Source organism: Streptomyces sp. NBC_01520 (assembly GCF_045040375.1).
Taxonomy (GTDB): Bacteria; Actinomycetota; Actinomycetes; order Streptomycetales; family Streptomycetaceae; genus Streptomyces.
In genome coordinates, this window is record NZ_CP109404.1 from 3,380,836 (window position 1) to 3,406,226 (window position 25,391).

Here is a 25,391-nt window from a genome sequence, read left to right on the forward strand (position 1 = left end):
ACTTCGCCCTCGATGTAGGGGGCGGGCCTTCGGCGACGGCGACTGTGTGGGAAAGCTTCAGCCCGAACTGCTCTGCCCGCTCCACCAGACGTCCCAAGTCGCCACGTCCGTACAGCAGGTCGTCGGTGAACTCGCTGCGTCGTGATTCTTCCTGCCGGAAAGCGATTGCTGAGCGCTCGCGCAGCGCCTCGACGGGCGTCTGCAACGTAGCCAGCACGCAGTCCGCGCCAGCAGTCCCGGTGGGTCATGCCGCATCGATGACTTCAAGCAGCGCCCTCTACGCCAACTGGCCACATACGGACAGAGCCTGATGATGCGCTTGCTGCAACGAAGTAGGTTCAGCTGTCTTGGTCTGCAAGCCGCACGAGAGCACGCCCCCGCCAACGGACCCTCGTTACCCACAAGATTGAAAGACCACATTACGCTCTGCTTGTCAGACCCGTAGGGTGTGCCTGTAGGCATCGTCAGACACGGGAGGCCACATGGCGCACGGAGCGAGTAGGCGCTCCGACCTGCTCCTTGACGCACTGGCTCTGATCCGCCAGGACCGGGACGAACGGCGTGCTGACTGTGCGGCACTGCGCGACGAGCTCTCCCAGGCCCTCAGCCGCGTCAGCGAACTTCAGGACCGGCTCGCGGGCGAGGAACAAGGCTTGGAGCAGGCGGAGACGATGTACCAGTTCGTCGAGGACCGCATTCCTGCGCCCGGGGCGGACGCGCCGGAGAGCTCAGAGGAAGAGCCGCCCATGCCGCCGCAGAGTTCTGCCACGGCTTCTCTGGACGAGCTCCAGGACGACGAGTCCAACAGCCTGCAGGACTTCGTCATGACGATTCTCGCCACCTCCGATCGCGCCATGCATGTCGATGAGGTGGTCGAAGCCATCGTCATTCTGCGGGCCAGGGGGCGCACGGAGAAGCTCGGGAACTCCAAACGCCCCAGCGAAGACGTGCGCACCGCGCTCAACCGGCTGGTCGGCAAGGGGCGTGTGGAGAAGGTCGCCGCCGCCACCTACGCCGTGGCCCGGGACCTACCGACAGCGCAGAAAGCTGAGGCTGCCTGACCTAGATATGCGCCTCTGATCAGTTGTGTGAGAGGGGTGGTGCCGCCGGAGGGCAATCCGGCGGCACCGATACGTGCCCCTGATCATGGTTCACGTGCATCCCAGCCTAGTCGACGGCACGTCCGCTGGGAGGCGCGTGGCCTAGTTCTGTATGCCATTCCGCTCATCGATGGCATGGAAAGTAGGCTTTCGTGCCGGTTTATCCACCGGACTCATCCGCATTTCTCCGAGGCAGGGCTCGCAGCCCCCGGCCACAATGCGACGTCGAGACCGTCCTCCAGCAGGCTCACGGTGACCACGTCGGGCCAGCTGATCCCGTTGAGCAGATTGACGATCGCCTGCCGGTTAACCCCGGTAAGGGTGGCGGCCTGCCGCAGGCTCAGCCCTCGCTCCTTCAGCCTCTCCCCGAGGGCGCGCGCGAGCGCCTGGACGACCTGGGCTTGAGGGTGACTGGTCATGATCGCGTGGGGCCACGCGTCCGGGTCCTCGGCAAGGTCCCTCGGCGTCGTACTGCGCTGGGTGCCACCGGGCATCGAGATGCGCTCCTCCAGGTTGATGTGCACTATGTCGAGCAATGCGGCTATTTGTTCAGCCGGTATTCGTGGTGCGTAGCCCTGGAGACCGAGATGAGTCAGGCAATTCTTCGGTACCGGCCCAAGGAGGCTCCTCCCGAGTGGGAGGTGGTTGCCGACGCTGTGCGCATGGTGGTGGCCACCGTCGCCGACCATGTCCCCTACCGGCTCACCACCGTGCTGGGAGTGATGGCGACACTCGCCATCAGGGCCGAGCGCGCCGGGCTGGCACGCGATCCGGCTGTCTGGCTGGAGCAGGGCACCATCACCCGCTCGCTGCTGCTGAACACCGACATCGCTCCGAACAGCACGCAGACCTACGCCTCGATCCTGGCCCGCGTGCGGGAGACCCTCGTATGGGTCGAGCGCGGTGAAGCGCCCCGCCCTCACCTCAGTGGGGATCGCTCCCGTGCCACGCCCTACAGCACCAGCGACCTGACCCGACTGGATGCCTGGTCCGACAGCCTGCCGCCGGTCCCGACCGGCTCGAGCAACGCCAAGGCACTCCTCGCCCTCGGCGCCGGATGCGGCCTGCAGCCCAAGGAGATCCTCACCGTGCGCGGCACGGACATTCACGTCCTGCCCAGCGACGCCGTCGTCGTGCACGTCCCGGACACTGACCGACTCATCGTGTGCCGCTCGCTGTGGGAGGAAACGCTCGCCGCACTCGCCCGGGCCGCCGGGGAGAACTACCTGTACGCACCCGACCGCCATGTCCCCTACCCGAAGAACGCCATCAGCAACTGGGTCAGACGCACCAGACCCGGTGACCCGAAAGTCCCGCCTCTGGACACTCGGCGTCTGCGCGCCACCTGGATCGTTTCCCTGCTGCGCGACCATGTGCCAGCTGACCTCGTGGCCCGCGCAGCAGGAATGAAGACCACTGCCGCGCTCGCCCCCTACATGGCCTGGGTACCGGCAATCTCGCGAGACGCTGCCGTGCGCATGCTGCGGGGCTGGGCATGAAGCGCCGCGGCGGGCAGCACCGCCCCGCGCCCTCACCGCACCCCTCCCTGTTGAACGACCGCCTGGTGCGGCAGGTCATCGATCTCGTCCGGGCCAGCGGAGTCCTGGACGAACTCGCGGTCCTGGAGGCCCGTCGCCCCGGACCTCGCGGCCTGCCGTCGGAAACAGTGCTTGTCGGCATGGTGCTGGCGGCCCGGGAACTGCGCAGCACCAACGTGGACGACGCCTGGGAGTGCGTGCAATTCCGCGTACGCACACCGTGGCTCAAATACTTCGGACTTCCGGCAGTCGACCGTACGGACATCGAAGCGACGCGTGCGTCGGCGAAGCGCTTCTACGATGCCTGGTCGCGCATCACCACACTTCTCGACCCGGCCCGCCACGACCGGCGTACCCGCATGCCGCGCAACCAGGCCGTCACCTACCGGCGTGCCTGGCTTCAACACACCCGCCATGACTCGACGCCGGTCCTGTCGCGGATCGCCAACAAGCTGGTACTCGCTCCCGTGCGGACCGCCGTTGCCCGCGGCCTGATGGACGAGTGGGCCGGTGACCTGTCTGTGGACGCCACGGCCATTCCCACCTGGGCCAGGCACAGCACCCGACGCCGCGCCTCGCTCGAAGTGAGCGCAGGTATCCACGTCTCCGGGGGCGGCCACAAGACCTTCGGCTACAGCGCCACACTCCTGGTCGCGGGCCACGCCGAGCCGTCCATCGCCGGCCGCTACCCGCAACTGTGCATGGGCATGTCGCTGCACACGCCCGGCAAGCAGATCGGCCCCCAGGCGGTGCGCCTGCTCCAGATCGTCAAGCGCATGTGGCCCGTCCAGGGCTACCTGGCGGGCGACCTCGCCTACGCCGATGCCAAGGTCGAGAACTTCCACGACCCCGTTCGGGCGGTCGGCTACAAACCGGTCCTCGACTACAAGACCACCATGGTCCGCAAGAACAAGAACGCCGTCGAAGGCACCATCGCCATCGCGGGCGACCTGCTGTGCCCCCACACCCCTCAGCGGATCATCGACACCTACCACCGCATGGCCGCCGCCAAGCAGAGCAGAACCCGCGAAGAGCTCCTGCCCGACATGCTGGAAGCGGACCCCTACGTCCTCCCACTGAAACAGTCCGCCGACCACCGCGGCCTGGAACGCCGCCAGTGCCCCGCCGCCGGCACCAGCCCCCGCGTCACCTGCCCCTGGGCCCAGGAACGCGACGCATCCGGCGCTCACCGGCGCCGCAACCACACCCCGCGCCGCCCCGTCCGCGCTCAGCCCCACACCGTCGACCTGACCAACCGCCGGGCCCGGCAGGCTCATCCAGACGCCAGACCGACCGTACGACCGCCACAACGGCCGGCCCATCAGCGGCCGGCCATCTGCCAGCAGTCCACGATCACCGTGCCCGTCGACATCATGCCGAAGCTCCGCCAGGACCTGCCGTGGGGCCGGGAAGCCTGGCAGCGTGCCTACCGAAGCCTGCGCAGCCACGTCGAAGGGCTCAACGGCCGCGCCAAGAACGTCGACACATTCCTGCACTCCCGCGAGAAACGCCAGAGCCGAGGCCGAGTCGCCCAAACGCTGCTCAGTGCCATCCAGCTCATGGTCGAGAACCTGCGAAGTATCGAGTCCTTCCTGCGCGACCAGCGCCTCTGGAAGGAAGAGAAATATACCCTCGGCCACATTGCCGAGACTCCCGACCCGTACGAGAGCCCTGACGAGGAGACAGGGGCGACCGATGCCGCCCCGCCTCCCGAACCGTAGGAACGGCATCGGCGAAGCAGGCACAACCGCACAGCCACCAGCGCGCCGTAGGACCATCAGGGTCCTGCGGCCGCTTCGCCATGCCCGCAAAGCCAAAGCCAGCTCCACTCAGCGTTCCCACGGACCCGAACCGGGCCTCCCGGAACGACATCCGCGCCGTACCAAGCCTCAGATGCACGAAATCCCGCCCAGCCGGGTGGGCTGAACGGGATTTCGTGAACCGTTCACGAGCTAACTCGTGAACGGCCCGCGGTGGACCTGTGGGGATTTGAACCCCAGACCCCCTCGATGCGAACGAGGTGCGCTACCAGACTGCGCCACAGGCCCTTGCAACGAGTGAAACTTTAGCACCCTCGACGGGGTGCTCGGAAATCCGTATCCCGCAGGTCAGGCGAGTCGGCCCCCCGCAGGTCTCCCACGGGTCTCACTCGTTGGCCGCGCGGGGCCGGTCCTCGTCGTCGTACTGGTCGAAGAGCGGGGTCCGGCCGCGGTCGCGGGTGCGCCGGGACTGGTTGCCGCGGCGGCGTGGCGCGGGGTCCGCCTCGGGTACGACGGGGTGCGAGGTGCCCGTGGGCTCGGCCGTGCTGGAGCGGGCCGCGCTCCAGGTCTCCGGGTCGCCGACCTCCACCCCGCCCGTGGCACGCGGGGCGACGGGGGCGGTGACATAGGTCGGCAGCGGGACCGGGACCGGCTCCCAGCTGTCGCCCTGGGCCGGACCGCGCTCGCGCTGCTGGTCGACCCACTCCGCGTGGTCCGTCTGCTCGACGAGAGCGCGGCGTCCGGCCTCCTGCGGGGAGACCGTCGGGGTGGGTGCGGGGTGACGCGCTTCGGGCTCCTCGTCGGGCTCGGCGGGAGCCGTCGCCGCGGGCTGGTGCCGTCGGGGCCGGTTCTCGCGGAGCCGCTGCGCGGCGACCTCGGCCCTGCGCCGGTCCATGGTGAAGACGAACCTGCGGCGCTCCTGGGCACGAAGATGCACGATGTACGAGCTCAGCAGCACGGCCGGGACAGCGGGCGCCCAGAGGAAGCGGAGCCCGCCGACGGCCGCGACGATCGCGCCGAGCGTGAACGCCATGAACAGGACCGTGGTCGTGCGCCGGCGGCGCGTCAGAACCTTGGTGCGCCGGGCCCGCCGCTCGCGCTCGCTCTCCCCGCCGGGGGTGCGCGGGCGCCGGACGGGTGCCGGGCGCGCCTGCTCCGCGCGCGGGCGCTCCGCGGCCGGACGACCGGAGGCCGGACGCTCGGGAGCGTCCTGCGCCGGGTCGTTCAACCGGGCTTCGGTGTGTGCCGGGGGCGCGGAAAAGGCCCGGACGTCGACGGAATCCAATCGGTCCGTGACGGCATCCGGGTCCACGTCGCCAGGCGCCTCCCCGGCATCGCGCTCCTGCAGCTCCTTGGCGTACCGGCGCTCCATGGCCGCCCGTCCGGACAGCAGCCGGATGGCGGTGCTGAAGCGTTCCGTCGGTCGGGCTTCATTGAGCTCGTCCTGCCTGCGGAGCCACATCGGCACCAGGTAGGCGGCCCAGGCACCGACGATGACTGCGTAGATGAGGCCGCTACTGCTCACGCTCACACCGTAGAGGGGTTTGCACGGCAGCATCCGCCAATTGGCCCGGTGTGTCGCACGATCAGGCTGATATCACGGACTTTTTTTGCGATTCTTCGGATCAGCACCCGATGCGAGTGGGTTCGTTAGCGGTCGCAGATCGATCAATTTCGAACACCTATTTCATTTCCCCCGGCGTGTGCGGCGCACCCGGCCGCACCCTGCGCCAACGCCGGAGCAATCCGTCGGGCACTTCCTCCGCGGTCAGAGCGAAGATCAGGTGATCCCGCCACGCGCCGTCGATGTGGAGATAGCGTGGACGCAATCCCTCCTCGCGGAATCCGAGTTTCTCCACGACCCTGCGGCTGGGGCCGTTCTCGGGCCGAATGCACACCTCGATCCGGTGCAGCCCGACGGTGCGGAAACAGTGGTCGACGGCGAGCGCCACGGCTGTGGGCATGACGCCGCGGCCGGCCACACCCTGGTCGACCCAGTAGCCGACATGACCCGAGCACATCGAGCCCCAGGTGATCCCGGCCACCGTCAACTGCCCGACGAGACGGCCCTCGTACTCGATGGCGAAGGGCAGCATGCGGCCCGCGTTCGCCTCGGCGCGCAGGTGACGGATCATCTGGCGGTAGGTCGGACGCTGGGCCACGGGGCCGCCGGGGGCGGGCGGCGGGACGGTCGCCTCCCAGGGCCGTAGCCAGTCACGGTTGCGGCGGTTGACCTCGCGCCACATGCGCTGGTCACGCAGCTTTATCGGGCGGAGGGTGATCGCTCCGTCGGTCAGGATCACCGGCCAGGTCGGGACGTTCAGCTCGGGCTCCCCGGTCGGGGGTGGTCGCCGCCGCGCAGTTGGTCGACGGCGTGCACCAGAAGCCTGCCCAGGACCGCGAGCCCGTCGCGTACGCCGCCGGTGGAGCCTGGCAGGTTCACGATGAGGGTGCCGCCCGCGATGCCCGCGAGGCCGCGGGAGAGTGCGGCCGTGGGCACCTTGTCCCGGCCCTCGGCCCGGATCGCCTCGGCGATGCCGGGGATCTCGCGGTCGATGACACGGAGGGTGGCCTCGGGGGTCCGGTCGGTGGGTGAGACGCCCGTACCTCCGGTGGTGACGATCACGTCGTAGCCGGCCGCCGCACCGGCCCGCAGGGCCGCCTCCACGGGGTCGCCGTCGGGAACGACCTGCGGGCCGTCGACGGTGAATCCGAGAGCGGCGAGCCCTTCGGCGACCAGCGGTCCGCCCCGGTCGGGGTAGACACCGGCCGAGGCGCGGTTGGAAGCGGTCACGACGAGGGCCGCGTACGGTGCGGTCAGGGCCACGCCGGGTACCGCCTCGCTGTCGGGCACGGTCATGCCTCCGCCCCCTCCGGTGCGGGGCGCCGGTGGTCGCCTTCCGGTACGGGGCGCCGGTAGTCGCCGGACTTGCCGCCCGACTTCGCCTCGACCCGGACGTCCGTGATCACGGCGCTCTTGTCGACCGCCTTGATCATGTCGATCACCGTGAGGGCGGCGACCGAGACGGCCGTCAGGGCCTCCATCTCGACCCCGGTGCGGTCCGTCGTCTTCACCGTGGCCAGGATCTCCACCGCGTCGTCGGCGACGCTCAGGTCGACCTTCACGCCGGAGACGGCCAGCGGATGGCACAGCGGGATGAGGTCCGGGGTGCGCTTGGCGCCCATGATCCCGGCGATGCGCGCCGTGGCGAGAGCGTCTCCCTTGGGAACCCCTTCGCCTCTGAGGAGTTCGACGACGCGCGGGGACACGAGGACCCGGCCGCTCGCCCGGGCGACGCGTGCCGTGACGTCCTTCTCCGACACATCGACCATGCGGGCCGCGCCCGCCTCGTCGATGTGCGTCAGCCTGTTCTGCGTACTCAACTCACTCCGCCTAGCGGTAGGGCGCCGGTTGCCCGCCCGGCCGCACCGGAGTACGGGCCGGGCGCCCGAGGGGCTTCCCCCGGTAAGGCACAGCGCCAGATACCGTACCGCCACCGCGCCGAAGTCAGCGGAGGAGGATCACCTGGGTCTCCGCGCCGGGCTCGGCGGAGGTGACGTCCTCGGGCAGCACGATCAGCGCGTCCGCCTGGGCGAGGGCGGCGATCAGGTGCGATCCGGGTCCGCCGACAGGGGTGACGGTGCCCGCCTCCGCGTCGTACGTCCCCCGTAGGAACTGCCGCTTGCCGACCGGCGAGGTGAGCGCCTTGTCGACGTCCAGCGTGGCCGTGGCCGTCGGGCGGTGGACGTCGTCGAGACCCATAAGGGCCCGGATGGCCGGACGGACGAACAGCTCGAAGGAGACGTACGAGGACACCGGATTGCCGGGCAGTGCCAGCAGCGGCGTGTGGTCGGGGCCGATCGTGCCGAAGCCCTGCGGCTTGCCCGGCTGCATGGCTAGCTTCCGGAAGTCGATGCCGCTGCCGGGCTCGTCCTCGTCACCCACGGAGGTCAGCGCCTCCTTGACCACGTCGTACGCGCCGACGCTCACGCCGCCGGTGGTGACGACGATGTCGGCGCGGATCAGCTGGTCCTCGATCGTGGCGCGCAGTGTCTCCGCGTCGTCGGCGACCGCGGGGACGCGGTATGCGATGGCTCCGGCGTCCCGGGCGGCGGCCGTCAGGGCGAAGCTGTTGGAGTCGTAGATCCGGCCGCCGGTCAGCTCCTCGCCCGGCTGCACGAGCTCGCTGCCGGTGGAGAGCACGACGACACGTGGACGGGGCCGGACCTTCACCGTCGAGCGGCCGATCGCGGCCAGCAGCCCGATCTGCGGCGGCCCGACGACCGAGCCGGCGCGCAGCGCCAGGTCCCCGGGCTGGACATCGCTCCCCCGGGCCCGGACATGGGCGCCGGCCTCGGCGGGGCGGTGGACCCGGACCTCGCCGCTCGCCCCCTCCGGGGCTTCGCTGTGGGCACGCATGGCGTCGGCCGGGCCCTGGCCCGTGCCGCCGTCGGTCCACTCGACCGGGACGACCGCCTCGGCGCCCGCGGGCAGCGGAGCCCCGGTCATGATGCGGGCGGCCTCACCGGGGCCGACCGACCGGCCGTCGGCCAGCCCGCCGTCGCCCGCCGCGACATCGCCGATGACGGTGAGGACGGCGGGGAACTCCTCGCTGGCGCCCTCGATGTCGGAGATCCGGACGGCGTATCCGTCCATCGAGCTGTTGTCGAAGGGCGGCAGGGCGACCTCGACCATGACGTCCTCGACCAGGACACAGCCCTGGGCGTCGGGCAGCTGCAGCTCGATGGGTTCGAGCGGCCTCACGGCGGCGAGGATGTCGTCCAGGTGCTCGTCCACCGACCAGATCGTGCTGCTCAAGCTGTTACAACTCCTCGGTGACGTAACTGCGCAGCCAGGTCCGGAAGTCCGGGCCCAGGTCCTCACGTTCGCACGCGAGTCTGACAATGGCACGCAGATAGTCGCCGCGGTCACCGGTGTCGTAGCGGCGGCCCTTGAAGACGACGCCGTGCACCGGGCCGCCGATCTTCTCGTCCTCGGCCAGCAGCTGGAGTGCGTCGGTGAGCTGGATCTCGCCGCCGCGGCCCGGCTCGGTGTGGCGCAGTATGTCGAAGATCGCCGGGTCCAGCACATAGCGGCCGATGACGGCGAGGTTGCTGGGGGCGTCGGCCCGGTCGGGCTTCTCCACCAGGCCGGTGACCCGTACGACGTCACCGTCGCCGGTGGGCTCGGTCGCCGCGCAGCCGTACATGTGGATCTGCGCCGGATCGACCTCCATGAGGGCGATGACACTGCCGCCCTCGCGCTCCTGGATCTCGACCATGCGGGCGAGCAGCGGGTCGCGCGGGTCGATGAGGTCGTCGCCGAGGAGGACGGCGAAGGGCTGGTCACCGACGTGCGGTGCGGCACACAGGACGGCGTGACCGAGGCCGCGCGGGTCGCCCTGGCGGACGTAGTGCATGGTGGCCAGGTCACTGGACTCCTGGACCTTGGAGAGCCGTTCGGCGTCTCCCTTGCGGGTCAGCGCGGACTCCAGCTCGTAGTTCCGGTCGAAGTGGTCCTCCAGGGGACGCTTGTTGCGACCGGTGATCATCAGTACGTCGGAGAGGCCTGCGGTGACCGCCTCCTCGACGACATACTGGATGGCGGGCTTGTCGACGACAGGCAGCATCTCCTTGGGAGTGGCCTTGGTGGCCGGCAGGAACCGGGTGCCGAGACCTGCAGCTGGAATGACAGCTTTGCTGATCCTGGGGCGCGACTGAGTCATGCGCAGAACTGTAACCGGTGCGTATGGGCGGAAGATGAGCGTCCGGTTAACTTCGTACTCATACAACCCCATAAACGAGGTATGCGAGCACCCGTTGAACGATGACATGTCCCGAAAGGCACTACTGCGGCGCGAACTCCTCGCTTCGCGAAGGCTCCTGTCCATTGAGGACGTCGAGAACGCCGCCGAGGTTCTCGCCGCGGCGGCATCGGCCCTCCCGGAGGTGGCCGGAGCCCGGACCGTGGCGGCCTATGTGTCCGTGGGGCGCGAGCCCGGTACACACGCGCTCCTGGACACGCTGCGTGCGCGGGGCGTACGGGTCTTGCTGCCGGTGCTCATGCCGGACAACGACCTGGACTGGGCCGCGTACGAGGGTGCGGAACATCTCGTCCCCACCGGACGGGGGCTGCTGGAGCCGGACGGCGTACGCCTGGGGCCCGGAGCGGTCCTCGGGGCCGACGTGGTCCTGCTGCCCGGACTCGCCGTGGACCGGCGCGGGATGCGGCTGGGGCGCGGCGGGGGCAGCTACGACCGGGTGCTGGCCCGGCTGTCGGCGGCCGGGGCGAACCCCGCACTCGTCGTCCTGCTGTACGACGACGAGGTGGTCGCGCGGGTTCCGGAGGAACCGCACGACCACCCCGTGGACGCCGTCGTCACGCCTGCCGGGGCGCGGCACTTCACACCCCGGGACCCTGCCTAGGGTTTCTTGAGCGTCAGGGTGTCGACCGTGGACTGCTGGACCGCGTCGGGTTCGAAGGACCAGTCGAGCAGGTCACCGTCGACCCACTTGTCGGTCTGGTCGGTGTAGTGCGCGCTGAACGCGTGCCCGGAGGCGCCGGTGAGGTTGATCCAGCGGGACTTGTCCCACTCCCCCACATTGACGACCATCCGCATCGAGGGAACCCAGATCACGTCGTAGCCGCCCGCCGCGTTCCAGCCGGTGGCGTTGACAGCGGCTTCGCCGCCGCCGAGGTGCCACGGACCGCGGTTGAGCGCCCGCTGCAGGAGGTCGGGGCCCTCGGTGCCGAGCGTCTGGTTGCGCAGGGTCAGCTGGTGCAGCCGGCCCCAGCTCCAGGTGCTGATGTCCTTGCCGAGCTCGGCGGTCAGCTCCCAGCGGGCGTCCTTCATGGCGCGGGCGAAGAGCTGGTCGCGGTTCTCGATCGCCTCTTCGCGCCCCTGGGCGGGCACCTTCCACCACTCGTTGTCCGTGTCGTCGAGGATGGACTCGACGACCTCGTACCAGCGGTCGCCGCCGTCCGGCTGCGCCGAGTCGGGGTCACGCTGGCCGCACTCCCGTACGCGCTTGGTCTGTTCGTCCACCGGTCCGGTGCTGGTGGCGGGCAGCACGCTGAGGCAGTCACCCTGGGCGCGGAGCTCCTTGGGGAGCTTGTTGCCGAAGGCCAGCTTGAGGATGTTGCGCCAGACACCGTTGAAGTACGCGGCGGCGGCCGAGTCGGGTTCCTGGGTGTAGTTCCAGCCCTCCAGCAGCTTCTGGGCCTCACGGACGCTCTTGTCGGAGATGCCGATCTTCAGCAGCTTCGGGACCAGTTCCGCGGCGATCGCGCTCTGGTTGTCCATCTGCATCGTCTGCATGTCGTCGGTGGAGATCTTCTCGCCACGCTTGATCTTGTCCCCGATAAGGCTGTTGATCCGCTGGCTGCGTGCGCCGTAGCCCCAGTCCTTGGTGAGGAGGTGTTTGTACGAATCATCGATGACGGCCTGGTTGGCGGTGACGATGTAGCCGCGATCCGGGTTGTACTCGTAGGGCAGTTCGTCGAACGGGACCGGCTCGTCCTCCCAGCCGTACTCCGACGTCCAGCCGGGGCTCGGCGTCGTGCCGTCACCCTTGACGCGGACCGGGATCTTGCCCGGGGCCTGGTAGCCGATGTTGCCCTCGGTGTCCGCGTAGATGAGGTTCTGCGAGGGCACCTCGAAGTGCTCGGCCGCCGCCTGGAAGGACTTGAAGTCCTTGGCCCGGTTGAGCTCGAAGACCGCGTCCATCGACTTGCCGGCATCCAGCGCGGTCCACTTCAGCGCGACCGCGTAGCCGTCACCCCGGTCCGGGGCGGAGTTGGTGACCGGCGCCTTCTTGCCGACCTTCACCAACTCGCCGCTGCGGTCGGAGACCAGCGGTCCGTTGTTCGTCTCCCGGACGGTGATCTTCCGGCTCTTGCCGCCCGCGACCTTGATGGTCTCCTCACGGGTGACGAAGGGCTCGGTCCTGCCGTCGTACTGGTACCCGTCGGCCGAGACCTTCTCCAGGAAGAGGTCGGTGACGTCCGCGCCGAGGTTGGTGAAGCCCCAGGCGATGTCCTGGTTGTGGCCGATGATCACCCCGGGCATCCCGGAAAAGGTGTAACCGGCGGTGTCGTACCGGCAGGTCTCCGAGACCTCACGGCAGTGCAGCCCCATCTGGTACCAGAGCGAGGGCAGCATGGGCGCCAGGTGCGGGTCGTTGGCCAGCAGCGGGTTGCCGGTGGCCGTGTGCTCCCCGGAGACGACCCAGGAGTTCGATCCGATGCCGTTGCCGTTGGGGCCGAGCAGGGCCGGGATCTCGTCCAGGGTGTCGGAGAGCGCGGAGAGCTGGGTGTTCAGGCCCTCGGCAGCACCCTCGGGGGTCTGCGCACCGATGTCGTCCGACGGCTCGGCGTCCGGCTCGAACTTGCCCGTGGCCGGGGAGACCGCGCCCTGCCCGACGATCGGGTCGTTCGTGCCGAACGGGTAGGCCGGGTAGAGGTCCTTGATCTGCTCCTTGCTGAGCCTGCTGGTCAACAGCGAGCGGTCGATCTCGTCCTGCATGTTCCCGCGCAGGTCCCAGGCCATCGCCTTCAGCCACGCGACCGAGTCGACCGGGGTCCACTCGGTGGGCTTGTAGTCGTTGGTCAGGCCGAGGGCCGCGTACTCGACGGAGATGTCCTTGCCGTCCTTGCCCTCCAGATACGCGTTCACCCCCTCCGCGTACGACTGGAGGTTCTTCTTGGTGTCCTCGTCGAGCTTTGTGTCGTACTCCTCCTGCGCGACCTTGCGCCAGCCCAGCGTGCGCAGGAAGGAGTCGGTCTCGACCTGGCCGGACCCGAACATCTCGGAGAGCCGGCCCGACGTCATGTGGCGACGGACGTCCATCTCCCAGAAGCGGTCCTGGGCCTGGACGAAGCCCTGGGCACGGAAGAGGTCGCTGTCGGAGTCCGCGTAGATCTGCGGGATCCCGTAACTGTCGCGTTTGACGTCGACGTCGCCGGTAAGACCCTTGAGCTCGATCGAACCGGTGGTCTGCGGGTACGAGGCCCGGACCGTGGATACGGACCAGAACGCGCCGTAACCGACACCCGCGACAAGCGCCAGCACCAGGACGATCACGAACAGGCGGGCGCGTCGCCCCTTCTTCCTGCCGGGCTTCTTCGCATCGGAAGAACCGGAAGGGGCGGTTGTGTTGGCGGGCATCGCTGTCCTTCGAGGGGCAGGGTGGTCCTGGGAGTGCAGGAGCAACCATAGGCGCCCCGCCGAAGCCACTCGGACGCGGTATGGGGATGCATCCATTTGCGCAGTCCTCGCACGAACACTCGAGCACGTCAAGGAGACGTTAAAGATTAGGTAAGGTAACGAAGTACTGGCCGCCGGAGGTCGATCCGGAAGGCGTACGCAGGGAAGGAACGGACCCTGACTGTCCACGCGCTCAACGAACTTCTGCTCGTCTGCTCGCTCGTCCTGCTGGTCGCCGTCGCGGCCGTACGCATCTCGTCCCGCAGCGGGCTCCCCAGCCTGCTCCTGTACCTCGGCATCGGTATCGCCATGGGGCAGGACGGCATCTTCGACGTCAAGTTCGACAACGCCGAGCTGACCCAGGTGATCGGCTACGCCGCCCTGGTGGTCATCCTGGCCGAGGGCGGACTGGGCACGAAGTGGAAGGAAGTCAAACCCGCACTGCCGGCGGCGGCCATGCTGTCGACCGTCGGCGTGGGCATCAGCGTGGGTGTCACCGCGGGCGCGGCGCACTATCTCGTCGGCCTCGAATGGCGACAGGCCCTGATCATCGGCGCCGTCGTCTCCTCCACCGACGCGGCAGCCGTCTTCTCGGTGCTGCGCAAGGTCCCGCTCCCCTCCCGGATCACCGGCGTCCTGGAGGCGGAGTCCGGCTTCAACGACGCCCCCGTGGTCATCCTGGTGGTGGCCTTCTCCGCCGTCGGCCCCGTGGAGCACTGGTACGTACTGGTCGGTGAGATAGCCCTGGAGCTCGCCATCGGCGCGGCCATCGGCCTCGCGGTGGGCTGGCTCGGATCCCTCGGGCTGCGCCACGTGGCACTGCCCGCGTCCGGCCTCTACCCGATCGCCGTGATGGCCATCGCCGTGTCCGCGTACGCGGCGGGCGCCATGGCCCACGGCAGCGGGTTCCTGGCCGTCTACCTGGCCGCGATGGTCCTCGGCAACTCCAAGCTGCCGCACTGGCCGGCCACCCGCGGCTTCGCGGACGGGCTCGGCTGGCTGGCGCAGATCGGCATGTTCGTCCTGCTCGGCCTGCTGGTCACCCCGCACGACCTCATCGACGACTTCTGGCCCGCCGTGATCGTGGGGCTGGTGCTGACCGCGGTCGCACGGCCGCTGTCGGTCTTCATCAGCCTGGCGCCGTTCGGACTGCCACGGCGCGAGAAGGCCCTCATGTCCTGGGCGGGCCTGCGCGGCGCGGTCCCCATCATCCTGGCGACGATTCCCATGGTGTCCGGGATCGAGGGCAGCACCCGGGTCTTCAACATCGTCTTCGTGCTCGTCATCGTCTACACGCTGATCCAGGGGCCCACCCTGCCCTGGCTCGCGAGGGCCCTGAAGATCTCGGAGGACCCGTCCGAGACGGCGGACCTGGGCATCGAGTCGGCACCACTGGAGCGGCTGCGCGGGCATCTGCTGTCCGTCGCCATCCCCGGGAAGTCGAAGATGCACGGGGTGGAGGTCGCCGAGCTGCGGCTGCCCGCAGGAGCGGCTGTCACCCTCGTCGTCCGGGACGGGAAGAGCTTCGTGCCCGCCCCGTCCACCGTGCTCAGGCGCCGGGACGAGCTCCTGGTGGTCGCGACCGACCCGGTGCGCGACGCGGCGGAGGCGCGGCTGCGGGCGGTCGGCGAGGGCGGCAAGCTGGCCGGCTGGCTGGGGACGGGCGGCGGCCTTCAGGAGAACGGCCCAGCGGACGTGCCGCGGGTGATGAAGCTGGCCAAGAAGCTGGGCAGAGGCGGCGAGGGGAGGCCGGGCGGTACGTCCGGGGGCCCCTCGGGCGGCGCTTCGGGCGGCGCTTCGGGCGGCATGAAGGCGCACCACTGATCAGAGGTGGTGACGGGAGTCTCTGGTGCAATCAGAGGCACATCAGACCCGGGGCCTGTAAGATAAAGGACTGCTACCCATGATCCACATGTATTGATCTTTATCGACCAACTCTGCCTGACGCAGAGCTGGCGCGACCGTATGGCGGTCGTGGCGTCCTTTCGCCTCTGGAGCGAGCGCCCGGCATCTACCGCAGTTCCGCGCGAAGAGGACAGCTCTCGGCAGCTCCCGCCCGAGCCCGCACCCCTGTGCGGCGCCCCGCGCGGGAGCGCGGCCACCAGGCGGCAGAAAGGCAAGGACCGTGGAGTCCACGGTCTCCGACCGCCCCGGTTACGGGCAGTTGCTGCGCACCCCTGGTGCGTGGACCTTCCTCCTTCCGGGCTTCGCGGCCCGGCAGCCCTTCGCGATGCTGACCATCGGCATCGTGCTCCTGGTTCAGCACACCACCGGCTCGTACGGCAGCGCGGGCGCCGTGGCGGCCGTGTCCGGTGTCTCGATGGCCCTGTTCGCGCCCCAGAGCGGCAAGCTCGCCGACCGCTTCGGCCAGCGTTCCGTCCTCGTGCCCGGCGTCCTGGTGCACGCCGCCTCCGTCGGTGTGCTCACGGCGCTCGCCCTGGCGGACGCGCCCCTGTGGGCCCTGTTCCTGGCGGCGGTGCCGACCGGTGCTTCCATTCCGCAGATCGGGCCGATGGTCCGGGCCCGCTGGGCGGCCACGCTCGGCGCCGCCCCGGGGCGTCCGGCCTCCCCCCTGATGTCCACGGCCGCCGCCTTCGAGTCCGTCACGGACGAATTCACCTTCGTCGTCGGACCCGTGCTCGCGACGGCGCTGTGCACCGGCGTGCACCCGGCGGCCGGGCTGATCGCCGAGGCCGCGCTGACGCTCGCCGGCGGCCTCCTGTTCGCCGCCCAGCGCGGCACCCAGCCCGCCGTCCGGAACGCCGCGACCGCCGCCGAGCCGCACCGCTCGGCACTCTCCGTACCGGGCGTCCGCGTGCTCGCGATCACCTTCCTGGGCATCGGCGCCGTCTTCGGCGGCATGCAGGTCTCCCTGACCGCGTTCTCCGAGGAGATCGGCCGCCCCGGCGTGAACGGCCTGCTGTACGGGGTCTTCGCGGCCGGCAACATGCTGGCCGGTATCGCCTGCGGGGCCATCGCCTGGAAGAGCAGCCCGCGCCGCCGCCTGATCGTCGGGTACGTGGCCCTGACCCTGACCGCGTCCGGTCTCTGGGCGGTGCACTCCGTGCCGCTGCTGGCCGGTTCGGGCCTGCTGGTCGGGCTCTGCATCGCCCCTGCTCTGATCAGCGGCTACACGCTGGTCGAGGCCCTGGTGCCGGCGTCCGCGCGGACCGAGGCCTTCACCTGGCTGACGGGCGCGGTGGCCCTGGGCCAGGCGGCCGCCGTCACGGTGGCCGGACAGCTCGCGGACGCCCACGGTGCGAGCACCGGTTTCGTCGTGCCGCTGATCGGCACGGCGCTGGCCCTGGTGACCCTGCTGGCCCTGCGCTCGCGGCTGACACCGGTGTCCCGGGGGCGGACGGTGGCGCGTGGGATCGGTCACCGCGAGCCGGTCACGGTGGACTGATCGCTCGGAATACGTCAGTATGGACCGTCGTTAGCACTCATTGAGTGAGAGTGCCAGGAGGATCAAGTGCCGACCTATCAGTACCAGTGCACCGAGTGTGGCGAGGGCCTCGAGGCGGTGCAGAAGTTCACCGATGATGCCCTGACCGTGTGCCCGAACTGCGAAGGACGCCTCAAGAAGGTGTTCTCGGCGGTCGGCATCGTCTTCAAGGGTTCCGGTTTCTACCGGAACGACAGCCGCGGCTCCTCGTCGAGCAGCACGTCGGCCACGTCGTCCGCGAAGACGTCCGGTTCCGCTTCCAGCACGTCGTCCTCGTCGGGATCGGACTCGAAGCCGGCCGCTTCGACGTCGTCCCCGTCCTCGGCGTCCTCTGCTTCGTCGAGTTCCTCGTCGAGCGGTACGTCGGCCGCCTGAGGCCGCACGCACACCTTCATACGCTTCACCGGGACCCCGCTGATCCACTCGGCGGGGTCCCGGTTGTGCCTGCCCGGTTAGTGTGACCGCATGGTGAACGCAGAAACGGGTACAGCGGATATCGGCGTGATCGGCGGATCGGGTCTCTACTCCTTCCTGGAGGACGTGACCGAGGTCCAGGTGGACACCCCGTACGGGGCGCCGAGCGACTCCCTCTTCCTGGGGGAGATCGCGGGCCGCCGGGTGGCCTTCCTCCCGCGCCACGGCCGCGGCCACCACCTTCCGCCGCACCGCATCAACTACCGCGCCAACCTGTGGGCCCTGCGCTCCGTCGGCGCACGTCAGGTGCTCGGCCCGTGCGCCGTCGGCGGCCTGCGCCCGGAGTACGGGCCGGGCACCCTGCTCGTACCGGACCAGCTGGTGGACCGCACCAAGGCCCGTACGCAGACCTACTACGACGGTGAGACCCGGGCCGACGGCACCGAGCCGAACGTGGTGCACCTCGGCTTCGCCGACCCCTACTGCCCGGAGGGGCGCAAGGCGGCCCTCGCCGCGGCCCGCGGGCGCGACTGGGATCCGGTGGACGGCGGAACGCTGGTCGTGATCGAGGGGCCCCGCTTCTCGACCCGTGCGGAATCGCGCTGGCACGCGGCGATGGGCTGGTCGGTGGTCGGGATGACGGGGCACCCCGAAGCGGTCCTGGCCCGCGAACTGGGGCTCTGCTACACGACGCTGACACTGGTGACGGACCTCGACGCGGGTGCCGAGGCCGGCGAGGGCGTCAACCACAGCGATGTGCTGAAGGTGTTCTCGGCCAATGTGGACCGGCTGCGGTCGGTGCTGTTCGACGCGGTGGGCGCACTGCCGGCGAACGCGGACCGTGACTGCATCTGCGTGCACGCCCTGGACGGGATCCACACGGGGGTGGAACTGCCTTAGCGGGCACACACGACCTCGGTGTCGCGCCAGCTCGGCATGTCGGTGTCTCGGCACCGTGGCGTCTTGGCGTCTCGACGTCTTGTACCGGCCCTGCTTCTCGTACGGGTGGCCGAGTTGTCCACAACACGTGGCCTGTCCACAGGGCTGTGCGGGATTCGCGCGGAGAGTGGATCGTGAGGGGGGTTCGGCGGGGAGATCCCGCGGGACTCCCCTCACGCGATTCGTCACGTGTTTCTCGTGGACTTCCCTCACGACAGGTGGTGTTGGCCATGTTCCCGTCGGTGCCCGATACACGTCCCGCGCCTCCCCCGCCTTGCGGGGTCCCGCTCTTCGGTCCCCTGCGCGTGCGCGGCGGTGGTGGACGACGACTGCGGCGGGCGTTGCGCGGGCAGCGCCGCGCCATGGCTGCGGGCTTCGCCCTGGCCTCCGCGGTGCTCGCCGCTTCGGGCCTGGCCGATGCCGGCTGGGGCACACCTGGGCCTGGCGACGGGAAGGGGACCACCGTCACGGGCGTCGGCGCGCCGCCGGGGCCGGAGCAGCGGCCGGTGCGGCTGGTGTCCGCGCCGGTTCGGATCGCGGACGCGGCGACGGTCCGGCTGTTGCGGCCGGGGGACCGGGTCGACGTGATCGCCGCACGCGAAGGGGAGGCCGGTGCCCGGGTGGTGGCGAAGGACGTACGGGTGACGGAGGTGCCGCGTGACGCGACGCGCGCGGATGGGGTCTTCCCGCAGCCGGACGGCGGTGCCGGGCCGGAAGCGGGAGCCCTGGTGGTGCTGTCCGTGGAGCGGGAGACCGCTGCCGCCCTGGCCGGAGCCGGCGTCTCGGGACGGCTCGCGGTGGCGGTGTCCCATGCCGACTAGAACTGGTACTCCGTCAACTCACTCGTTGGAATTACCTGATTGGACGGTGTGCCCTTCTGCCGCCTCATGTGGCGGAGCTGTTCATTCCCCTTACGGCCCGTACAGAGGAAGACTCCTGTGCGAGCGAGAAGAAGGTCAGTCTGTGGGAGGGCTTCGAAGCCTTCCTGATGCGTAGCAACGTGATCGGTCTCGCGGTCGCGGTCGTCATCGGTGCCGCCTTCCCCAATGTGGTGAACGCGGTCGTCAGGGAAATCATCAATCCGCTGGTCGGTGCTTTCGGCACCCAGGACCTGGAGAAGTACAGCTCCTGTCTTCAGGGCCCCTGCGTGGTGGATCCGGAGACCGGGAAGCTGGACGGCATCGAGATCCTGTGGGGCTCGGTGCTCAGCGCAGCCCTCAGCTCCCTGATCACGGCTGCCGTCGTCTACTTCCTGATGGTGATGCCGATGGCGAAGTACCTCGCCAGGCGAGCAGCCGCGCAGGCCGCGAAGGAAGGTGTGCAGGAGACCCTGGAGGTGAGCGAGCTGGAGGTGCTCAAGGAGATCCGCGACGCGCTGGCCTCCCGGCGCGGCCAGGCGCAGGGCATGGCGCGGGGCGGCCGGGCTCAGCCGTGGTGGGGCGGCTTCTCGTCGAGGAAGCGCGCCAGGTCGGCCGCGCTGCCGCCGGCCGGAGCCCGCTCGCCCCACCCCTGGTCCGTATCGTCCGCGGACTGCCGGTCCAGCGGATCGTCGAAGATCAGAGCCGGCTTGGGCCTGGGCTCCTGCTGCGGCGGCTCCTGCCGCTGCGACGGCTTCGAATCTCGCGGTCCGGAGGTGGGGGCGGTACTCATGCCTCCAGGGTACGGCGGTGCTCACCGGTCCTTCGGATCGATCCGCCACAGCCCGAGGACCACGACGAACGACAGGCAGAGGAATCCGGCCCCCCACCAGGCCGTTCCGGTGTTGCCTTCCATCCATTCGTCGATGAGCACCGTCAGCCCCCAGAGCTGCCCGACGACCACGGTCATGGCCAGCGCCAGCCGGGCCGTCAGCTTCGAGGAGCGCTCGGGCTCCTGGTCCGTACCCGCTCCCGGACCGGGCCCGGTGTGCCGGACCCGGGGGTCGCCGTAACCACTGGTGGCACGGATCTGGGGGTAGCGATCGCGAACGGGACGGTTCAGCTCAGGGCTGGCGCTGCCCGGGTGACAGGCGGGGTACGAATCTCCCGCGGGCTGGGCGGTCGGTGACGCGTCCAGGGTTCTCGACGACGTGTCCTGTGGCGGGTCCGGGGGCTGGGAGGACTCCGGAGGGCTCGGGTGCTCGTCGGGCTGCTCGGGTTCGGTCATGACCGTCCGCCTCCGGCCCCGGAACCCCCGGACTCCCCGGCCGTGCTCCCGGGTGCATCGACGCCCGGGGGGCCGACTGTCGGTGAGGCCGCGCGGGGCGGTGCCTCCGCGCCGCCGCGGGTACCGGGGCAGCCGATCCTGGCGGCGAGGTCCGGGCGGTCTTCGCCGATCTGACGGCACAGTCCCTGCTCGATGCTCTCGCCGGAGCGGGTGGTGCCCACGGCCCAGATGCTGCCGTCGGTCTGCTCGGTGAGCACCACCTTGGGCAGCCCACGCGGTGGCGGGCCGGCCGTGACCTCTCCGGTACGGGCGTCGAAGACACCTTCGTGGCACGGACAGTAGAGCTCGCCCTCCGGGCCCCGGTCCTTGCGCCAGATCACGGCGCAGGCGAGGTGGGTGCATACGGCGGAGTAGCCGACGAGGGTGCCGTCGTCCAGCCGGACGGCGACTGCCCGGTCCTCGTCGCCGGGGTAGCGGAAGGCGAGGGACTCACCGGGCAGCAGCTGCGCGGCGATCCGCTTCGGTGAGGGCGGCTTCCCGTCCTCCTCGTCGCCGTGCCGGTGCAGGATCCCGCCCGCCACGCCCAGACCACCGAGCGCGAGGCCGCCGGAGACGGTGGTCACGATCCGGAGGTAGTCGCGCCGGGTGGTGAGCGAGTCCGCGGCGATCCTGTCGTGGAGTGCCTCCCGCGGGTCGCCGCCGGAACCCCGGTCGCTGCCGGACTGCTGTTCGGTGACGCTCATCGGCGGACGTCCTTACCGTTGATCTCGACGACGGGAAGGCCGCCCGGTACCGGCCACCGGACCCGTTCCGCGGGCACGACCATCGCCACGCCGGTGCGGACCTCGCTCTCGCCGAAGACGAAGGTGTCTGCGACCTGGACGCCGGGACGCTCCGCCTGGAGTTCCTCGACGGTTCCGTAGAAGAGCGCTCCGGTCGGGCAGACCGTGGCGCACATCGGGGCGAGTCCGTAGGCGGTGCGGTCGTAGCAGAGGTTGCACTTCATCTGCAGCTTCGCCTGGAGGTCGATCTTCGGTACGCCGAAGGGGCAGGCGTTGACGCAGTTCGCGCAGCCGATGCAGCGCGTGGTGTCGGCCTGCTGCACCACACCGTCGGCGGTGACCAGGATCGCGTCGGCCGGGCAGACCTCGGCGCAGGGGGCGACCGGGTCCTCGCAGTGCATGCAGACCGTGGGAAGGGAGGCGACGGAGTGGCCCTCGTCGGTGTAGTCGAGGTGGATCATCGACTTGCCCCGGTGCGAATCGCATTCCCGGCAGGCGGAGACACAGGCCTGGCAGCCGATGCAGCGCCCCGGGTCGATGAACATCGTTCTGCCCATCATCCGGGCCTCAGCTCCTCTCCGAGGTGCCACGGCCCTGCGGGGCCGTGGGGGGCAGCGGGTCGGTACGCGAGACCTGGGTCTCGGGGTAGGCCGCATGACCGGGGGTGACGGGAGGTGCGGGCACCTCGTCGATCTTCTCGGCGTGCTCGATGCGGCAGGCGCACACCTTGTACTCGGGGATCTTGGAGCGGGGGTCGAGGGCGTCGATGGTGAGGGCGTTGGCCGCGGTGGGGACCGGCCAGTGGTACGGGACGAACACGGTGTCGGGGCGGATCGCCTCGGTGACCAGGGCGGGGAAGACCTCGCTGCCCCGCCGGGTGACGACGCGTACGGGTTCGCCGTTGCGGAAGCCGTGGGAGGGGTGGACCTCGGCCCAGGGCCGGGGTGTCTGTTCGACGAGGGCGCCGAGCCGGCGGGTCTGGTTGCCGGAGAGGAAGTGCGCGACCGTACGTCCGGTGGTGAGTGACATGGGGTGCTCGTCGTCGTACGGGTCCATCGGCGGGTGCCACTCGACGACCTGCATATGGATCTTGCCGTCCGGGTGGTACGTCTTCCCGTCCTCGAAGAGACGCGGGGTGCCCGGGTGATCGGTGGAGGGGCAGGGCCACGCGATGCCGCCGGTCTCCTCCAGTCGTTCGTAGGTGATGCCGTAGTAGTCGTTGACGGTCCCGGCGGAGGCGGTCCGCAGTTCGTCGAAGACCGCGCGGGAGTCGGCGTACTCGAATTTGTCGCCCGCTCCGAGACGACGGGCGAGTTCACAGATCACCCAGGTGTCTGTGCGTACGCCGGGGGGCGGGTCCTGCGCCTTGTTGTGCTTGACCACGCGGGCTTCGGCGTTGGCCATCACGCCCTCGTCCTCGGCCCAGACGGTGACGGGGAAGACGACGTGCGCGTTGGCGGCGGTCTCGGAGAGGAAGAAGTCGAACTGGGCGTGGAATTCGGCGGTGTCGTACCCGTCCTTGACCACGGCGTAGTTGGGGAGCGAGACGAAGGGGTTGTTGCAGATGCCGATCAGACCGCGGATCTCACGGCGCTGCATCTGCCAGACCATTTCCATCATCGACGTGCCGGCGGTCGGGAGTTCGGACTCCTCGATGCCCCAGATCTCGCAGATCTGGCGCCGGTGTTCCTCGTTCAGGATCGAGCGGCCGCCGGGGAGGAGATCGGACTTCTGGCCGTGTTCGCGGCCGCCTTGGCCGTTCCCCTGGCCGGTGATGGTGCCGTATCCGGCACCGGGTTTGCCGATGTGGCCGGTGGCGGTGCAGAGGTTGATCACCGAGAGACAGTTCTCGACGCCCTGGGAGTGGTGCTCGATGCCCCGGGCGTGCCAGGCCATGGCCTTGGGCGCGCGTGCGAAGGTGCGGGCGACCTGGACGATCTGCTCGGCCGGGACACCGCAGATACCGGCGGCGCGGGACGGCGGGTATTCGGCCGCCTTGGCCCGGACCTCGTCCCAGCCGGTGGCATGGGCGGCGAGGTAGGCCTCGTCGGTGAGGCCTTCGGCGATGACCACGTTGAGCACGGAGTTGAAGAAGGCGGAGTCGGTGCCCGGCCTGAGTGCGACATGGATGTCGGCCGTGCGGGCGATCGCCGTCTCGCGCGGGTCGATCACGATCAGGCTGGCGCCTCGGTCCCGGGCTCCCCAGACGTACTGGGTCATCACGGGGAAGCACTCGCCGACGTTGGAGCCCGCGATCAGCAGACAGTCGGTGAGCAGGATGTCGGAGAAGGGGTTGCCCGCCCGGTCGATGCCGAAGGCGAGCTTGTTGGCACCGGCGGCGCTGACCATGCAGAGACGGCCGTTGTAGTCGACGTGCCGGGTCTTGAGGGCGACCCGGGCGAATTTGCCGACGAGGTAGGTCTTCTCGGAGAACAGACTGGCGCCGCCGAGGAGCCCGAAGGCGTCGTTCCCGTGTTCCTCCTGGATGCGCCTGATCTCGGAGACGGTGAAGTCGAGCGCCTCGTCCCAGGAGACCTCACGCAGTTCCTCGTCGCGGGAGCGGCGCATGAGCGGCGCGGTGAGCCGGTCGGGGTGGTTGACCTGCTGGTAGGCGTTGATGCCCTTGGGACAGAGCCGCATGCGGTTGATGTCGTGGTTGCGGGGCTCCACCCCGAAGACCTTGCCGCCCTTGTCGACGCGCAGGTACATCCCGCACTGGACACCGCAGAAGCAGCAGTGGGTGGGGACGAGCGTTTCGCCGTTCTGGTCCGCGTGCCACCGGTCCGCCGGGATCCCTCCCGCGTCCAGGAAGCCACGGGTTCCCGGCGGTGCGAGGGCGGGGTCGAGGGGAACAACCGCCCGTCGGTCGGCTGCGCGTGGATCCGCGGTCACTTGAAGCCCTTCTTGACCTGGGAGAGATAGGCGCTGCCGCGCAGCACCCGCTTGCAGCGCGGGCAGTATTCGGCCCATGCGTCGAAGCCGAGGCCGAGGTCACGCATGGTGCCGCGCAGGTTCTCGACGTACGGCCCGGTGTCGATGGGTTCCTCGCAGCGGCGGCACGCGAAGACCTCGTCGTCCTGGCGCCCGGTGTACTTGAAGAGCTGCATGCCGACCGCCGCCGGGCGCTGCACGATGTGGAAGAACTTCCCGAACGGGATGTAGATGAGGGTGAAGACCACCGACACCATGTGGAGGATGGCCAGGAACTCGTAGCCGCCGCCGCGCAGGAAGAGCGAGGAGAAGGTCAGCAGCAGGCCCGTCACGGAGATGACGATCAGTGCGAGCAGCGGCACCATGTCGTAGGCGAAGCGCTGGCCGGTGATGGCGCCGCGGTCCTTCATCCGGCGCCAGAGGAAGTACGAGGCGCCGGGGATGACGAGCACGGCAGCGATGTCCAGGCCGTGGAACATCAGCCAGCCGATGATGTTCAGCGAGTCGAAGCCGAGGATCTTGAAGCCCCAGATGCGCATTTCGTAGCCGGGGCCGGAGCCGCTGTCCGAGGTGAAGGTGAACCAGCCCCAGGTCAGCGGGAACGTGATCAGGGACGCGAGGATGCAGCCCCAGAAGATCAGTTGGTGGGCGGCCCAGCGGGCGTGCGACCGGGCACCGAGGAACTTCTGGAAGCCCAGGTAGGTCGCGATCATCTTCGGCAGGGCTGTGGGTGCCTTGCGGAAGTTCTCGGCCGAGAACAGGCTGCGCCGGCCTTGCGTGAAGAGGCGTCGGGCACCGGGGGCGGAGATCCAGACCGTGTAGCGGTAGGCGACGCCGAAGGCGAGGAACACGGTGGCCACGGCGTACGGGAGGAGAGCCGAGTCGAAGTTGCGCAGCAGGCGGCTGCCGGACACGATCGCCAGGATCAGCAGGGCGGAGACGAGGACACCGGCCAGCGTCGCCCGTCCGGTGACGGAGCGCGGGACGGCAGCGGCGGCCCGCGCCGCGAAGGCGGATCCCGGACCTCGTTTCCGGCCGTCGGCCTCGCCGGGAGGGCCGGCGGGGGCGCCGGGATCGGGCTGCTCGGCGGTCGGCGCTTCCGGTGGCTCGGTCACCGGGCCACCGTAGGTC

At 69.7% G+C, this 25,391-nt stretch carries 23 protein-coding genes, 1 tRNA gene and 1 pseudogene; 10 read left to right on the plus strand and 15 right to left on the minus strand.

Annotated elements, in window-relative coordinates:
- The first annotated feature begins 482 nt into the window (after positions 1 to 482).
- Complete coding sequence (locus OG524_RS15205) at positions 483 to 1,061, plus strand: hypothetical protein (RefSeq protein WP_405810652.1); 579 nt, start codon at positions 483 to 485, stop codon at positions 1,059 to 1,061.
- Between the two features lie 212 nt (positions 1,062 to 1,273).
- Here OG524_RS15205 and OG524_RS15210 read toward each other — a convergent pair whose 3' ends face one another.
- Positions 1,274 to 1,636 (minus strand): helix-turn-helix domain-containing protein, encoded by a 363-nt coding sequence (locus OG524_RS15210; RefSeq protein WP_405810654.1) that lies wholly within the window; start codon positions 1,634 to 1,636, stop codon positions 1,274 to 1,276.
- A 51-nt stretch (positions 1,637 to 1,687) separates the two neighbouring features.
- Between OG524_RS15210 and OG524_RS15215 the strand changes: the two genes are divergently transcribed.
- On the plus strand, positions 1,688 to 2,599 hold the full coding sequence (locus OG524_RS15215; protein ID WP_405810656.1) for a hypothetical protein: 912 nt from the start codon (positions 1,688 to 1,690) through the stop codon (positions 2,597 to 2,599).
- Positions 2,596 to 4,359 carry a hypothetical protein gene (locus OG524_RS15220; protein ID WP_405810658.1) on the plus strand — a complete coding sequence of 588 codons (1,764 nt, stop codon included), beginning with the start codon at positions 2,596 to 2,598 and terminating at the stop codon, positions 4,357 to 4,359. The genes OG524_RS15215 and OG524_RS15220 overlap by 4 nt, the downstream gene beginning before the upstream one ends.
- A gap of 253 nt (positions 4,360 to 4,612) precedes the next feature.
- Here the strand turns inward: OG524_RS15220 and OG524_RS15225 are convergent.
- The 7 genes from OG524_RS15225 to galU form a co-directional block, all read right to left on the minus strand.
- Positions 4,613 to 4,686 (minus strand) — tRNA-Ala (locus OG524_RS15225).
- A gap of 97 nt (positions 4,687 to 4,783) precedes the next feature.
- Positions 4,784 to 5,956 carry a gephyrin-like molybdotransferase receptor GlpR gene (glpR, locus tag OG524_RS15230; protein ID WP_405390281.1) on the minus strand — a complete coding sequence of 391 codons (1,173 nt, stop codon included), beginning with the start codon at positions 5,954 to 5,956 and terminating at the stop codon, positions 4,784 to 4,786.
- Between the two features lie 124 nt (positions 5,957 to 6,080).
- Positions 6,081 to 6,701, minus strand: coding sequence for a GNAT family N-acetyltransferase (locus OG524_RS15235; protein WP_405390280.1), 621 nt, complete (start codon positions 6,699 to 6,701; stop codon positions 6,081 to 6,083).
- 17 nt (positions 6,702 to 6,718) lie between these two features.
- Positions 6,719 to 7,258 carry a molybdenum cofactor biosynthesis protein B gene (locus tag OG524_RS15240; protein ID WP_405390279.1) on the minus strand — a complete coding sequence of 180 codons (540 nt, stop codon included), beginning with the start codon at positions 7,256 to 7,258 and terminating at the stop codon, positions 6,719 to 6,721.
- Positions 7,255 to 7,782: a cyclic pyranopterin monophosphate synthase MoaC gene (gene moaC / locus OG524_RS15245; RefSeq protein WP_405390278.1), complete on the minus strand. Its 528-nt coding sequence runs from the start codon at positions 7,780 to 7,782 to the stop codon at positions 7,255 to 7,257. The genes OG524_RS15240 and moaC overlap by 4 nt, the downstream gene beginning before the upstream one ends.
- Before the next feature lie 124 nt (positions 7,783 to 7,906).
- Positions 7,907 to 9,217 carry a gephyrin-like molybdotransferase Glp gene (gene glp / locus OG524_RS15250; protein ID WP_405810661.1) on the minus strand — a complete coding sequence of 437 codons (1,311 nt, stop codon included), beginning with the start codon at positions 9,215 to 9,217 and terminating at the stop codon, positions 7,907 to 7,909.
- 4 nt (positions 9,218 to 9,221) lie between these two features.
- Positions 9,222 to 10,124: a UTP--glucose-1-phosphate uridylyltransferase GalU gene (galU, locus tag OG524_RS15255; RefSeq protein ID WP_405390276.1), complete on the minus strand. Its 903-nt coding sequence runs from the start codon at positions 10,122 to 10,124 to the stop codon at positions 9,222 to 9,224.
- 106 nt (positions 10,125 to 10,230) lie between these two features.
- Between galU and OG524_RS15260 the strand changes: the two genes are divergently transcribed.
- Positions 10,231 to 10,824: a 5-formyltetrahydrofolate cyclo-ligase gene (locus OG524_RS15260; RefSeq protein WP_405810664.1), complete on the plus strand. Its 594-nt coding sequence runs from the start codon at positions 10,231 to 10,233 to the stop codon at positions 10,822 to 10,824.
- On the opposite strand, the gene OG524_RS15265 is transcribed toward OG524_RS15260, so the two are convergent.
- The gene (locus OG524_RS15265; protein ID WP_405810666.1) at positions 10,821 to 13,565 is read right to left on the minus strand and encodes a penicillin acylase family protein; all 2,745 of its coding nucleotides are present in this window, start codon (positions 13,563 to 13,565) and stop codon (positions 10,821 to 10,823) included. The two genes, OG524_RS15260 and OG524_RS15265, sit on opposite strands and share 4 nt — an antisense overlap.
- Positions 13,566 to 13,781: 216 nt before the next feature.
- On the opposite strand from OG524_RS15265, the gene OG524_RS15270 reads away from it, so the two are divergent.
- The 6 genes and pseudogenes from OG524_RS15270 to OG524_RS15295 form a co-directional block, all read left to right on the plus strand.
- Entirely contained in the window at positions 13,782 to 15,428 is a 1,647-nt protein-coding gene (locus tag OG524_RS15270) for a potassium/proton antiporter (protein WP_405812462.1), read from the plus strand.
- 301 nt (positions 15,429 to 15,729) lie between these two features.
- Entirely contained in the window at positions 15,730 to 17,010 is a 1,281-nt protein-coding gene (locus OG524_RS15275; RefSeq protein WP_405810668.1) for an MFS transporter, read from the plus strand.
- A gap of 66 nt (positions 17,011 to 17,076) precedes the next feature.
- Entirely contained in the window at positions 17,077 to 17,424 is a 348-nt protein-coding gene (locus OG524_RS15280) for an FmdB family zinc ribbon protein (protein WP_405390272.1), read from the plus strand.
- A gap of 90 nt (positions 17,425 to 17,514) precedes the next feature.
- On the plus strand, positions 17,515 to 18,363 hold the full coding sequence (locus tag OG524_RS15285) for an S-methyl-5'-thioadenosine phosphorylase (protein ID WP_405390271.1): 849 nt from the start codon (positions 17,515 to 17,517) through the stop codon (positions 18,361 to 18,363).
- Positions 18,364 to 18,632: 269 nt separating this feature from the next.
- On the plus strand, positions 18,633 to 19,223 hold the full coding sequence (locus OG524_RS15290) for an RcpC/CpaB family pilus assembly protein (RefSeq protein WP_405810671.1): 591 nt from the start codon (positions 18,633 to 18,635) through the stop codon (positions 19,221 to 19,223).
- A 167-nt stretch (positions 19,224 to 19,390) separates the two neighbouring features.
- Positions 19,391 to 19,819 (plus strand): annotated as a pseudogene (locus tag OG524_RS15295) (MscL family protein); the annotation flags it as partial.
- Between the two features lie 8 nt (positions 19,820 to 19,827).
- On the opposite strand, the gene OG524_RS15300 reads toward OG524_RS15295, so the two are convergent.
- The 6 genes from OG524_RS15300 to OG524_RS15325 are packed head-to-tail and all read right to left on the minus strand — an operon-like array spanning position 19,828 to position 25,375.
- Positions 19,828 to 20,052 (minus strand): hypothetical protein, encoded by a 225-nt coding sequence (locus OG524_RS15300; protein ID WP_405390269.1) that lies wholly within the window; start codon positions 20,050 to 20,052, stop codon positions 19,828 to 19,830.
- 21 nt (positions 20,053 to 20,073) lie between these two features.
- Positions 20,074 to 20,547 (minus strand): hypothetical protein, encoded by a 474-nt coding sequence (locus OG524_RS15305; RefSeq protein ID WP_405390268.1) that lies wholly within the window; start codon positions 20,545 to 20,547, stop codon positions 20,074 to 20,076.
- On the minus strand, positions 20,544 to 21,290 hold the full coding sequence (locus OG524_RS15310) for a Rieske (2Fe-2S) protein (protein ID WP_405390267.1): 747 nt from the start codon (positions 21,288 to 21,290) through the stop codon (positions 20,544 to 20,546). Before OG524_RS15310 ends, OG524_RS15305 begins: the two co-directional genes overlap by 4 nt.
- Entirely contained in the window at positions 21,287 to 21,889 is a 603-nt protein-coding gene (locus OG524_RS15315) for a 4Fe-4S dicluster domain-containing protein (RefSeq protein ID WP_405390266.1), read from the minus strand. The genes OG524_RS15310 and OG524_RS15315 overlap by 4 nt, the downstream gene beginning before the upstream one ends.
- A 7-nt stretch (positions 21,890 to 21,896) precedes the next feature.
- Positions 21,897 to 24,221, minus strand: a complete 2,325-nt coding sequence (locus OG524_RS15320; RefSeq protein WP_405390265.1) for a molybdopterin oxidoreductase family protein — start codon at positions 24,219 to 24,221, stop codon at positions 21,897 to 21,899.
- Positions 24,218 to 25,375, minus strand: a complete 1,158-nt coding sequence (locus OG524_RS15325; protein ID WP_405810673.1) for an MFS transporter — start codon at positions 25,373 to 25,375, stop codon at positions 24,218 to 24,220. The genes OG524_RS15320 and OG524_RS15325 overlap by 4 nt, the downstream gene beginning before the upstream one ends.
- Positions 25,376 to 25,391 lie beyond the last annotated feature (16 nt).